General features: G+C 37.3%; 14 protein-coding genes. 8 read left to right on the top strand and 6 right to left on the bottom strand.

The window, feature by feature from the left end; translation table 11 throughout:
• Nucleotides 1-11 precede the first annotated feature (11 nt).
• The 3 genes from CRO56_RS09850 to CRO56_RS09840 all read left to right on the top strand — a co-directional run bounded on the left by CRO56_RS09850 (nt 12) and on the right by CRO56_RS09840 (nt 3,293).
• On the top strand, nt 12-1,136 hold the full coding sequence (locus CRO56_RS09850; RefSeq protein WP_097158464.1) for an alanine racemase: 1,125 nt from the start codon (nt 12-14) through the stop codon (nt 1,134-1,136).
• A gap of 382 nt (nt 1,137-1,518) precedes the next feature.
• A complete protein-coding gene (locus tag CRO56_RS09845; RefSeq protein WP_097158463.1) occupies nt 1,519-2,544 on the top strand; it encodes a DUF3231 family protein in 1,026 nt (341 codons plus the stop codon).
• 341 nt (nt 2,545-2,885) lie between these two features.
• Entirely contained in the window at nt 2,886-3,293 is a 408-nt protein-coding gene (locus CRO56_RS09840; RefSeq protein ID WP_097158462.1) for an NUDIX hydrolase, read from the top strand.
• 146 nt (nt 3,294-3,439) lie between these two features.
• Here CRO56_RS09840 and CRO56_RS09835 read toward each other — a convergent pair whose 3' ends face one another.
• The gene (locus CRO56_RS09835) at nt 3,440-3,922 is read right to left on the bottom strand and encodes a CBO0543 family protein (protein WP_097158461.1); all 483 of its coding nucleotides are present in this window, start codon (nt 3,920-3,922) and stop codon (nt 3,440-3,442) included.
• A 372-nt stretch (nt 3,923-4,294) separates the two neighbouring features.
• Between CRO56_RS09835 and CRO56_RS09830 the strand changes: the two genes are divergently transcribed.
• Together CRO56_RS09830 and CRO56_RS09825 are read left to right on the top strand one after the other, a co-directional pair.
• Entirely contained in the window at nt 4,295-4,990 is a 696-nt protein-coding gene (locus CRO56_RS09830) for a DUF3231 family protein (RefSeq protein WP_179714238.1), read from the top strand.
• On the top strand, nt 4,951-5,289 hold the full coding sequence (locus CRO56_RS09825; RefSeq protein ID WP_097158459.1) for a DUF3231 family protein: 339 nt from the start codon (nt 4,951-4,953) through the stop codon (nt 5,287-5,289). The genes CRO56_RS09830 and CRO56_RS09825 overlap by 40 nt, the downstream gene beginning before the upstream one ends.
• A gap of 411 nt (nt 5,290-5,700) precedes the next feature.
• On the opposite strand, the gene CRO56_RS09820 is transcribed toward CRO56_RS09825, so the two are convergent.
• Entirely contained in the window at nt 5,701-6,477 is a 777-nt protein-coding gene (locus tag CRO56_RS09820; protein WP_097158458.1) for a hypothetical protein, read from the bottom strand.
• Nucleotides 6,478-6,721: 244 nt separating this feature from the next.
• Nucleotides 6,722-6,976, bottom strand: coding sequence for a hypothetical protein (locus CRO56_RS09815; protein ID WP_097158457.1), 255 nt, complete (start codon nt 6,974-6,976; stop codon nt 6,722-6,724).
• Between the two features lie 215 nt (nt 6,977-7,191).
• Between CRO56_RS09815 and CRO56_RS09810 the strand changes: the two genes are divergently transcribed.
• On the top strand, nt 7,192-8,808 hold the full coding sequence (locus CRO56_RS09810) for an ABC-F family ATP-binding cassette domain-containing protein (protein WP_097158456.1): 1,617 nt from the start codon (nt 7,192-7,194) through the stop codon (nt 8,806-8,808).
• A gap of 455 nt (nt 8,809-9,263) precedes the next feature.
• Here CRO56_RS09810 and CRO56_RS09805 read toward each other — a convergent pair whose 3' ends face one another.
• The 3 genes from CRO56_RS09805 to CRO56_RS09795 all read right to left on the bottom strand — a co-directional run bounded on the left by CRO56_RS09805 (nt 9,264) and on the right by CRO56_RS09795 (nt 10,673).
• Nucleotides 9,264-9,461: a YfhD family protein gene (locus CRO56_RS09805; RefSeq protein WP_097158455.1), complete on the bottom strand. Its 198-nt coding sequence runs from the start codon at nt 9,459-9,461 to the stop codon at nt 9,264-9,266.
• A 111-nt stretch (nt 9,462-9,572) separates the two neighbouring features.
• Nucleotides 9,573-9,698 carry a YfhE family protein gene (locus tag CRO56_RS09800; protein WP_097158454.1) on the bottom strand — a complete coding sequence of 42 codons (126 nt, stop codon included), beginning with the start codon at nt 9,696-9,698 and terminating at the stop codon, nt 9,573-9,575.
• 66 nt (nt 9,699-9,764) lie between these two features.
• Nucleotides 9,765-10,673, bottom strand: a complete 909-nt coding sequence (locus CRO56_RS09795; protein ID WP_097158453.1) for a TIGR01777 family oxidoreductase — start codon at nt 10,671-10,673, stop codon at nt 9,765-9,767.
• Nucleotides 10,674-10,765: 92 nt separating this feature from the next.
• On the opposite strand from CRO56_RS09795, the gene recX reads away from it, so the two are divergent.
• Together recX and CRO56_RS09780 are read left to right on the top strand one after the other, a co-directional pair.
• The gene (recX, locus tag CRO56_RS09790; RefSeq protein ID WP_097158452.1) at nt 10,766-11,560 is read left to right on the top strand and encodes a recombination regulator RecX; all 795 of its coding nucleotides are present in this window, start codon (nt 10,766-10,768) and stop codon (nt 11,558-11,560) included.
• 581 nt (nt 11,561-12,141) lie between these two features.
• A complete protein-coding gene (locus tag CRO56_RS09780; RefSeq protein ID WP_097158450.1) occupies nt 12,142-12,633 on the top strand; it encodes a hypothetical protein in 492 nt (163 codons plus the stop codon).
• Nucleotides 12,634-12,692: the final 59 nt, after the last annotated feature.

Here is a 12,692-nt window from a genome sequence, read left to right as displayed (position 1 = left end):
GGCTATAGCAGATGACACAAACGGGAAAATCGATTTACGAACTAGATACACCAACACTCTTGCTTGATCAGGGTAAGCTGGAAGCTAATATTCGCGATATGGCCAATTTCGCCAAGGAAAATGGGCTGATGCTTCGGCCACATATTAAAACCCATAAATCCTCGAAAATAGCAAAAATGCAGTTAGAGGCAGGGGCGGTCGGCATTACAACAGCTAAAATTGGAGAGGCAGAGGTGATGGCTCGTGCCGGGATTAAAGATATTCTGATTGCCTATCCGATTGCAGCTGAGAAAAAAGTCAACAGGCTTATTGAGTTGCTAGGTCAGGAAGTTCATTTGAAAGTAGCCGTAGATAATTTGGAGCAGCTAGGGTTATTGGATCAGTTTATGTCTAAGACGCCTCACCAATTGGAAGTGTGGATTAAAGTCAATTCCGGCTTGAATCGGTGTGGGGTGGAGCCAGGAAGTGAAGCTGTTCAGTTAGCAAAGAATATTGCTTTAAAAAAGAAACTAAAACTAGGCGGTATTTTTACCCATGCTGGCCATTCTTATGCTGCACCTTCTTTGGCGGAAATTGAAAAGATTGGGCTATTAGAAGGGAAAGCTGTTGCCGAAAGTGCGGAAGCGTGTGAACGGGAGGGAATCCCGATTGCTGTTCGGAGTGTGGGCTCAACCCCAACCTACAAAATAGCTGGGAAAGTTAAAGGAATTAATGAGGTAAGACCGGGAAATGCCGTATTTTTTGATGCGATTCAAGCCGGTCTAGGGGTAACGGAAATCGACCGATGTGCTTTAACTGTATTAGCTGCTGTAGCCGGGAAGTATCCAAATCGGAAGACAATAGTATTAGATACGGGCAGCAAAGTACTTTGTTTGGATCAGGGGGCACATGGGAACAAAAGTGTAAAGGGCTTTGGCCATGTGGTCGGTCATTCTGAGATAACTATTGAAAGATTATCGGAGGAGCATGGTATTGCGTCTATTGAAGGGGAAACCTCCTTATGTTTAAACGATGTCGTCCAAATTATTCCGAACCATGCTTGTCCGGTTGTTAACTTATTTGATGAGTATGTGATCCATCAAGAAGGTGTTGTAACTGACGTTTGGGATATTGAAGCACGGGGGAAGGTAACTTAACAAAGCATTTTTTGTAAGGGAAACTGTTACCTGGAGAAACGTGTAAAATAGCATGTCTGTGTGAAGCCTAAATCTTAAAGTGATTTAGGCTTTTTAGTTTTACTCGTTTTTTACATGATTGACTCTTTCGTGCTTTGAAACGATGCTAGCTGCGCTTCTTGTTAAATAACAGGGTGTGTTGATCCAAGGAGGATTAACGCATTTTTTTTGAAGCTATTGAACGACCATGGCACGTTAGTTCAATGAAGAAGTGATTAAATCAAATGTATTATAAGTTCGTTATGATACATCTGCGAGTTAATTCCTTCTTTAAAATTGAGGGTTAATTAATAAATCAGTATGAGAAACTATACCTAAAAGCATATTAAGGAGGATTCACCGCTTGAAACCACATGGAAAGCAGGCGAATATAGAACTGACATGCACGGAAATTGGCGGGCTTTGGGGTGTTTTTATTCAAGAGAGCATGAGCACTTGTTTCCTTACATACTTTTTGCATCATCTTCAAGATGAGGAAATCATACCGCTGGTAAAAGAGGCATTGCAAATTTCTCAAAAACGATTAGATACAATAAAAAATATCTTCCTTGCCGAAAATTTTCCGTTACCCTCAGCTTTTTCTGAAGGTGATGTGAATTTGTCCGCCCCTCCGCTATTTCATGATGCGTTTGCCCTGAGTTACATTTACATGACGAATCGGTTGGGTATGATTAATTTTAGTTATACTGCTTCTAACAACGTTCGACTTGATGTGCTCGACTTCTTTACTGAATGCATTCATACGTCTACCGAGATGTTCGGAAAAGCAGTCAAGATGATGTTGTCAAAAGGTATTTATGACCGTCCGCCTAAAATGAACTACCCAAAAGAAATCGAGTTTGTTCAGAAGGAATCGTTTCTTTCGGGAATAATTGGAACAAAGCGTCCGTTGAATGCAATTGAAGTGTCTGAGGTTTTCTTTAATGTTGAGCGAAATTACTTCTCAGTTCTTATCATGCTCGGATTTGCTCAAGTGTTAAAGGACAAGAAACTAAAGGCTCACGTTATTAGAGGAAAAACGATCAGTGAAAAACAAATCTCATTTTTCAACAATTTATTAATGGAAGAAGACCTTCTTGGTACGGTGACGGTGAGCATGGAAGTAACTGATTCTACTGTATCTCCATTTTCGGACAAGCTTATATTATCTATGATAAATGTATTGAATTCTGTAGACATCAGCTTAATTTCGCACGCCATGTCAGTGTCCATGAGAACAGACCTTGCAGCTCAATATAGCAAAATCATTGCAGAGGTAATGGCGTACTCTAAAGACACTTTTGATATAGTAGTTGAAAAGAAATGGCTGGAACAGCCTCCACTTGTGACAAATAGGAAGAAGTTGATAAACACAAACTTGCAGCAATAAAGTAAAAGTATGAAATTCGTCCTTTCGTTGAAATTAGGCAAAGTGGAAAAGTTCATTTGTTTATATTGATATTTCTTCTTTCACAAACGGGTACGTTGATCCAAGATGGATTAACGTATTTTTTTTGAAGATATTGCACTAAAGGGGCAATTTTGTTGTAGTAAGAAAATAATGATGAAACTAAGAGAGCATTGCTGCGTACATATTTGTAAAAAGAACGGAAGCGGGGGAGTTTTTTTGATTCAATTTTTTCTGTTTGTAGGAGTAGTATGTTTTATAGTAAGCGTAACGTTATAAATTAAGAAATAAGGAATCCATTTTTATTTAAAGGTGGTTGTTATATGTCTATGCCAAGACACTCTCTTTCAGCGGGTGCAGTAGTTCTAAATGATGAGGGTAAAATTTTACTTATTAGAGGTCTACGTAGAGGATGGGAATTTCCTGGCGGGGTAATAGAATTAGGAGAAACCATACAGGATGGAATTATAAGAGAAGTAAAAGAAGAATCTGGGATTGATATTGAGGTAATTAAGTTCTGTGGTATCTATCAAAATATAAAAGCTAATGTTTGTGCTACTTGTTGGCTTGCAAAAGCGATAGGTGGGGAACCGCAGACTAGTAGTGAAAGTTTAGAAGTTGGATTTTTTACTTTAGAAGAAGTGTTAAAGATGGTTACTTGGTCAAATTTTAAAGAAAGAATTGTTAAGATACTAAATGAGGATGAACATCCTTTTTATGTTGCATTTTAACAAACTTCTTCAACAAACGGGTACGGTTGTTTAATAACAGTCGCCTTTTCACTAATGGGCAGATTAGTTCAAAAAGACTAATGTCGTATTTGACTCTTATCGTGTATTTAAATTAATACAAAAAGAGGCAGTCTACCTGCCCCTTTTTATTCATGAAATTCAGTTTTAAAAAACCAGTTGTGAAAAGCTTGTGTTAAGTAATCTGTTATCCAAATTGTTATAAAGCTCCAATACCAAGCCCATTTTTTATATTTAATTAATTTTGTATATTTTACTGCAATAATTTCAAAGATGACTATTACTGAAGGACCAATAAAGGAATGTAGGGTTTTTAAAAGGTTAGATTTATTTTTTGGGTAGTACAAACTAAATAAAGCACACAGTCCAGGATATATAAAATATTCGAATGAAAAACTAGCTTTATTTGCCTTTTTGAAAAATAAGCGATATGGATAGGAAATTAAGTTTTTTTGTACCACTAGTAATCCAAAAACCCATGTTAGTACTTGTTTAAACAAAAATATAACTATTGATTCACGAATTTTATTTTTTGGTGTCAACTTTATTAATAATAGTGACACAATTATCAAAGATGAAATTTCGATTGTTTTCTCTGCTTTGTATTTCATTAATTATCCTCCTTTATTAAATAGTCTTTACTCTTTGAATTGATTAATGCGATTTTAGTTTGAGATAAAATTATAATTCGACCAAGGCACGAAAAACACAACAAAAACACAAAGAGTGTGTATTCACAATACGATGATTTTAAGCCATAAAAGTCTGTTGCTTATTCCAGTAACGGGTGCGAGAGTTGAAGAAGGGTGGCTACTGTGGCAGCTTATTTTCTTGTTCCACTAACGGAGCAGATTACTTCAATTAATATCCAAACGATCAAAGACAAAAATGGGTCATTCCTAAAACTACATATTTTCCTGTTTTCGTTTTTTATTTTTAAAAATGGGTAAATTATTAACATTGATACAGATGGAGGGTTCATGATGAAAATACAATTAAATGCTTCAGAAATTGCAAATCTCTGGACAACGTATATGAATAATTTAATGTATATTTTTTCTATACCTTACTACATGAAAAAATGTAAGGATGAAGAGATTCGTTCCATTATAGAATTTGCATTAGAAATTTCGCAGGAGATTGTTGGCAATGTAGAAAAAATATTAAAACAAGAAAACTTTCCTTTGCCGTTCGGATTTACTGAAGAAGATGTAGATTTAAATGCCCCTCGGTTATATTCCGACCAATTTGCTCTTATTCAATACAATTCTTTAGGTGAGAATGGATTAGAGTTTTACGGTTTTTCGTTAGTGAATTCAAATCGATTGGATGTCCGTAACTTTTTTACTCATTGTGTTTCTTTAACTACAAAACTTTATAATCAAAGTAAAGATTTATTGGTAAAAAGAGGATTGGCAAATTCCGCACCAACTATTCCTATACCTGAAAAAGCAGATTTTGTACATCAACATGGATTTTTAACGGGCTGGTTTGGCCATAGAAGACCTTTAAATGCGATTGAAATCAATCAATTAGTTTTTAATATTAGAGGGGTAGCTTTCGCAGGAGCAAAGCTCATGTCGTACAGTCAAATAGCAAAATCAAAAGACCTTCGTGAATTTTTTATAGAGGTAAGGAAATGTGTGATAAACACATTGAGGTATTTACATCATTACTAAGAGAAGATGATTTGCCTTCCCCAACAACTTACGAATCTGAAGTAACGAACTCAACCACACCCCCTTTTAGCGATAAAATGATGATGTTTTTCATTATGTCACTAGGTTCTGTGTTCATAAGCAGGTACGGCACTGCAATTGGTTTATGCAACAGACGAGATATCGGGCTACATTTTACACGTTTATTGGCGGAATCAGCCAAGTATTTAGAAGATGCTGTTAATATTATGATAAAAAATGGGTGGATGGAGCAACCTCCTCAAGCTACAGTTCGAAATACGTTAGCAGAAAACAGATAGGAAGAAGTCTGCATTAGTTGAACTAACGGATGCGTTGATCCAAGAGGATTAACGCTTTTTTTGTTGAAGTTATTGTGCTAACGGAGCAGTTTAGTTGAATTAGAGGAAATACTTCAGCGGTGAAGAATTTATTAGAGAGCATTCCTTAATGCACTGGACCTTCATTATTAGATACAAAACTAACAATGGAAGTCCAGTACAAAGTGGTGAGTTTTTTTGTAAACAGCCTAGTCAGCAATTTGTTTAACGGACTTTCGAGATATAACTAATAAGCCAAATTTCCTGATAGAGAAATTTGGCTCTTTTTGAGAGGTTAACTCTATTTTTGATCTATTCTCTTATGCAAAACAAGTAATGGCAGAAATGGAACAATAGATAGCTATTTTTATATGATAAGATTCAACTCCTTTGTTAACGGCAGGAAATTTTGGCTAAACGTCGTATTTCATCGCTTAGTTTTCGATTAACGGGATACACTTCTTCTATGAAGCTTAAAATACGAAGTGCAGATTCAGGTACATGATCATATCCCTGTATCATGTCTGCAATGATTCCCGCGAAACGAGGGTATCTTTTTTCAAGGCGCCTCTCGTTTCCGAAAGGATCTGGAAAGTAATCCACCTCTGGCTCGAGCAGATGAAGTACGGATAAAATCCTATCCACAGCATAACCTTGGACGAACCTCGTCGCTGATAGGCGCTCTCCCCTGGCATAGCGGCCGAGGCCCACATAAAGATTAGTTAAAGCTTCGTTCAAAGGATGGTCTAACGAGTCTTTTTTCGGGCTAGGTATCGGGTTGGTAGGTTTTGAAATTCCCGTGTTCTGGTAGGACGGATCCTTCCATATGACTCTCCCTTCGGTATAGGATCCATTGATCAGTTCCGATTCCTCAAATACCGCATATTCACCAAAAATGCCGTCCTCGAACAGAATTTTATAGCCAATTTCCGTATTCTTAAAAGAATAAGCTAAAGGGTGAACTTCTTCTAGCCAATCCAAATGGTTGATATATCTGCTTTTCAGTTCAGGTTTTACAACGACAAAGAAATCCAAATCTGAATAGTCGTCCAGCCGAGCCGTCTCGATTCCAACGGAACCGACACCTAATAATAATAGGGCACCCCCTTTTTTTTCGAGCGATTTGCCGATCTCGTCCAGCCGATGCAACAGCATTTCTGTTCTCAACATCATAAGTCCTCCTTTAGGTTTAAGAATGCAAAAAGGGTCCAACCTACTTTTCAGCGAGGTTGAACCCAAAGGTTACATTGCCTTTATTTTCCTAATGTGATTTTACCATGAACCCTAATTTCTTTCTACCGAAAATGATTTATTTTATGTACGGTAATGTTCAAAGTACAATACAGGGGGACATATACACAAAAAGATGAAAGCAAAAGAAAACATCGATATCGGATGTTGAGAAAGATAAATTTCAAGCTGTACTTGTATGGAAAATATCACGTCTTTCACGTAACATGTCGGTTTCCGACAAGTCAATGTCTGTCATAACAAAACCAATGACCGCATCTCCATCATTAATAACATATGGGTGAAGATTGGGGTTAACCTTTGATCCAGCAATTGAATAAAGATTAGTAGCAACATAGTTTTTTTGGTCCTCAGCCACTTTTAATCTAATACAAGAATGGAAATTTTCCTTATTGACTGGTTCTAGCTTTACATTCATTTTCATTTCACCCTAAACCGATGTAAGGAGATTTTACCACATAGAAAAGATTAAAAACCTCATTTTTTCCCTATACTGGTAATCGTGTGCATAATCGTAATAAATTGCATACAATATATCGTTTATTTAAGAGTAGATATAAGTTCGAGTGACGATATGACGTAATTCTGTGGTACAATCATTCTTGAATAGCTTGACGGAGGAGATAAAATAATATGATAACTGTAAGCAACGTAAGTCTTCGCTATGGTGACAGAAAACTGTTTGAAGACGTTAATATAAAATTTACCCCAGGAAACTGCTACGGCCTCATTGGTGCGAACGGTGCAGGGAAGTCAACCTTTTTAAAAATTTTATCAGGTGATATTGAACCGCAAACTGGACATGTTTCGATTACTCCTGGTGAGCGATTAGCCGTGCTAAAGCAAAACCATTTTGAATACGAAGAACAGGAAGTCATACAAACGGTTATCATGGGTCACGAACGTTTGTATCAAGTGATGCAGGAAAAAGATGCAATCTATATGAAGCCTGATTTTTCAGATGAAGACGGAATGAAGGCCGCTGAATTAGAAGCCGAATTTGCTGAGCTAAACGGATGGGAAGCGGAATCTGAAGCTGCAATTCTCCTAAAAGGTCTCGGAATTGGTGAGGAACTCCATAACAAAAAAATGGCGGATTTATCTGGTTCTGAAAAAGTAAAAGTGTTACTGGCACAAGCTTTGTTTGGCAAGCCAGATATTTTGCTTCTGGACGAGCCGACGAACCATTTAGACATTCATGCCATTCAGTGGTTAGAAGAGTTTTTAATTAACTTTGAAAATACCGTCATTGTTGTATCCCATGACCGTCACTTCTTAAATAAAGTATGTACTCACATGGCGGACCTTGATTTCGGAAAAATCCAGATTTACGTAGGGAACTACGATTTCTGGTATGAATCCAGTCAATTAGCTTTAAAAATGGCTCAAGATGCCAACAAGAAAAAAGAAGAAAAGATTAAAGAACTGCAAAACTTTATTGCTCGCTTTAGTGCAAATGCATCTAAATCCAGACAAGCAACTTCCCGTAAAAAGCTGTTAGATAAAATCTCGTTAGATGACATTAAACCATCGTCAAGACGATATCCGTATGTCCATTTTGCGATGGACCGCGAAATCGGAAACGATTTGTTGCGTGTTGAGAACTTATCTAAAACGATTGACGGTGAAAAGGTTTTAGACCAAGTCAGCTTTATCATGAATAAGGATGATAAAATCGCCTTTGTTGGGAAGAATGAGTTGGCGATTACAACGCTGTTTAAAATTTTAATGGGTGAAATGGAGCCGGATAGCGGTTCGTTTAAATGGGGAGTAACCACTTCTCAAGCCTATTTTCCAAAAGACAACTCCGAATACTTTAATACGGACCTTAACCTTGTGGACTGGCTTCGTCAGTTCTCACCAAAAGACGACAGTGAAAGCTTCCTGCGCGGTTTCCTAGGAAGAATGCTGTTCTCTGGGGAAGAGGTGCTGAAAAAGTCCTCTGTTTTATCTGGGGGAGAAAAAGTACGCTGTATGCTATCGAAAATGATGTTAAGTGGAGCGAATGTGCTAATCTTAGATGAACCAACTAACCACTTAGATCTTGAATCGATTACTGCATTAAATAACGGCTTAATTAATTATAAAGGTTCTGTCTTGTTTACTTCCCATGACCATCAGTTTGTTCAAACGATTGCGAATCGCATTATTGAAATTACGCCAATCGGTCTAATCGATAAGCAGATGACATACGATGAGTTCCTAGAGGATCAGGATGTTCAAAAGAAAAGAGAATTGATGTATCAATAATTTCGGATCGAGTGTGAAACCTTGTGTTTCACACTTTTTTTGTAGCCGTTGTTAATTTGGGTTGGGTAAAAAGACTGGGAGAGTAGTCAAAGTGTCCATCATAAGCGGTGTGACGGAAAAAATCGAGTGAAAAAAAAGCCCCAAGTTGAATTCAAGCGAGAGCGCTACAAAAGTGTCCTTAACTAAAAATGCCAAAAGCAGGCTTTTATAAATTAATCAAGCATCCACAGACTTATCCACAGTAAGAACAGCCTTATTAACAGAAAAACGCCACTTATTCACACTATCCACATTTCTGTATGAAAATCTATCCACATTTCCAAACAAAAAAAACCTTATTACACCAACCATCCACAAATTTATTCACACTATCCACAATCATGTGTATAATTTTATTCACAGGAAAAGGGATTATCTCCGCTAAAAAACGAGACAATCCCTTTCCTTAAGGAGAATTATTTATTTAAATTCCTATGTTGTCTCATTTTAACACGCTGGTTAGCTGCATTCGCACGAGCTTGAGCTTCCAAATCATCTGCGTCTGCTAACTCTTCCGAATACTCCACAGCTGGTCGTTTTAGATTAGCTGGGGTTTGTGGTAAGGAATTTGCATTTTTGTCTCTGTTTTTACGATGAACGTGTCCTCTGCCCATGCGGATCTCCCCCTATATTAAGGTTTCAGCCTTACATAAAGAAAAGAACGAAGAACCTTTTGGCTCCTCGTTCATTAGTTTCTCCATGACCCTTTTATTTATGAGTAAAAGTTAATCTCTTTTCTTATGTACTTCGAATCCGGCGGCACGGTCAGCTAATTTAAAATCTCTTTGATATCGGACTTCTTGCATGCTTGTCAGATTACTTCTCATTTTTTCACGTTTCTTCTTATCCAAAACATCCTCATCCTTTCAGGCAAAGATTTAGTTCTATTCTGCCCTATTGCCACAAATAAGATACAGTTATTTGGAAAAGATTTGCTCCAGGGCCTGATTCAGTTTTGGATATTGAAAGGTAAAACCTGCTTGCTTCAGCCTTTCAGGCAATACTTTTTGCCCCTCTAAAACAAGCATGCTTTTTTCGCCTAACACCGGTCGTAATGCCAAGCCCGGTGTAGGGAACCAATGAGGACGTTTTAATACAGATCCTAAGGTTTTACCGAATTCCTCCATTGGGCTCGGGTTAGGAGAGGTAATGTTGATCGGCCCCTGCAGCTTTGGATTATGGATTATATATAAAATCGCTCTTGCGGCATCCTCTAAATGAACCCAGGAAACCCATTGATCACCACGCCCTAACCGGCCGCCTGCAAATAATTTATAGGGCAGAGCCATTAGCGGTAGTGCCCCTCCGTCTTTTTCTAAAATGACACCGAACCGGGCCAAACAGGTTCGGATTCCAAGCTGATTTAGAGCATGTGCTTCTTTTTCCCACGACTTTACGGTTTCGGCTAAAAAGTCAGAACCGTAATCTTCCGTATCCTCAGTAAACGTTTGATCTTTTGATGTCCCATAAATACCGACTGCACTTGCCTGAACGACGATACTAGGTTTTTTCTCCAGCATAGAAAGTATTCTGATGAGTTCTTTGGTTGTTGTGATCCGGCTATCGACAATTTGCTGTTTTCTTTTACGAGTCCAGCGACCACTGTTAAGGGATTCCCCCGAAAGATTAATCAAGCAGTCAAATCCATCTAAATGATTCTCTGGGTCTGTATTTGGTGAGAGCCATTGGATATAGTTCAGTTTAGGATTTTCGGATGCGCGTGACTCGCTCCGCGTTAAAACCGTCACTTCATATCCTTTCTGAAGACATAGGTCAGCTAAAGCTTTTCCGACAAATCCGCTTCCGCCTGCAATTGCAATTTTCATAAGAAGGATTCCTCCTTTGTCCTTACATTTTCTGTATATTTGATAACAATTATAGGCAAAAAATGTGCTACAGTATAGGGGAGGTGGTTTAGATGATTGTCTCTAAAATTACTCCGCAGAAGAAAAATCAAGGCCGTTATAATATATATGTGTCTGATGGACAAAAAGAAGAGTATGCGTTTAGTGTTGATGAACATGTCCTTGTTTCGTTTCAGCTGAAGAAAGGGAAAGAACTCTCGGACTTCGATATTCAAGAAATTCAATACCAGGATCAGATTCGGAAAGGGATTCATTTGGCTGCTAATTATTTGACAGCCAGGATGCGGAGCAGGGAAGAAGTAAAGCAATATCTGCTGCAAAAGGAAATTGATGAAGCAGTCCTTGAGGAAGTTCTCCATCACCTTGAGGAATACAACTACATAAAAGACGATGAATACGCGATTGCCTTTGTCAAAACCTATATGCAAACCAGCGATAAAGGACCGACGTGGATAATGGCGCGATTAAAGGAAAAAGGAATCAGCCCTGACTACATAAATAAGGCTATGGATCTTTTCACTGAAGAAAGGGCAATTGAAAAGGCGATTGAGCTTGTTGAAAAATGGAGTAAGGGTTTATCCAAATTCTCTACGCTTGAAAAAAAACAAAAGCTGTATGAAAAGCTTGTTCAAAAAGGATATCAGTCAAACGTTATTTCCATCTCCCTTGAAGAGGCGAATTGGAATTCTGATGAAGACGAAGAATGGAATGCAATTGTTAAGCAAGGGGAAAAAGCCTGGCATAGATACGGCGGCGACCGTCTTAAGGTGAAACAATTTTTATTTCGTAAAGGATTTGAAATCGATCTAATTGAACGGTTTATTCATGAAAAAGAGGAAGAGATCTAATACTAAATACGAAATGCATGGATTAATATTGAAATCCATGCTTTTTATTTTTACGAATACATTTTTTACTGATTGCCAGACTAGTAAATAAAACTACAATGGAGGACTTAAGTGGAGTTTTTAGTATTTTTCTTTATCTCATGGCTTGTGATATCTAGTCTTGCGGTTATTAAGAAAAAGATGAACTTGGTAGAGGGCACATTTATTTTTTTAATAATATTGATCTTAAGTATAAACTTTTCATGGATTGTTATTGATGAACTGAAATTAATTACAGTAACGAAAAAGGCCTTACCTTACACAGCATACTTATTACATCGCAGCGTCATTATCCCTAATCTTATTTTGCTATTCCTAAACCTCCTAATTAGGAGTGAAACTCTCATAATGAAGACCATTTTATTCATTTTTTCTACATTTTTATTGGTTGCTGTCAGTTTCATATCAACCATTCTAAACGTCACCGAATTCAAAAATTGGACCTTTTGGTATGAAACCATTTACTATTTAGCTTTAAATCTAATTGCTATGCTTTCATATAGGTTCATTAATAAAACTTCTAGGGATGAGGTGCATGACCAATGATGCTATGGGAATCTTTTGATAAAAATGAAATATATATTTTAGTTATGCTATTTATTGCCTATGCTGCTTTTTTTCTATTTCCTAAAAAGCTTCCTCGTTATATAACCATATTGTTTTTAGTATGGGGCTTCGCAAGCTCATCTTTATTTGACTTTACAATTGGAGGAGGGCTTTTTGATTTTTATCGAGTCAACGATTCCAACAGATATGAGCTTTCTGATCTCTTGACGTACTTTTTATTCGCTACGTTCAGTTACTTTTTTATTTATTTTTATAAAGTATTAAATATCAATAAGAAATATTTTATCCTGTATATTTTAGGCTGGACCCTAATTGGTTTAACCATGGAGAAAGTTTCTACTTGGATGGGAGTAACCCACTACCAGCATGGATATAAAATGTACTTTTCAGTGGCGGTATTTTTAGTGGTCCAAACAACAACAGTTGTTTACTATGAATTAATCAGGCTTAACTTCCGAAATATCTGAGATAGATTATAAATAGACTAAACCATTTTTCGATTTGGTCTGCTAATGTATATTATTTC

This window comes from Bacillus oleivorans (assembly GCF_900207585.1).
GTDB classification, from domain to species: Bacteria; Bacillota; Bacilli; order Bacillales; family JC228; genus Bacillus_BF; species Bacillus_BF oleivorans.
The sequence above is the reverse complement of the archived record's forward strand: the minus strand, read 5'-3'. Positions and strand labels throughout refer to the sequence as shown.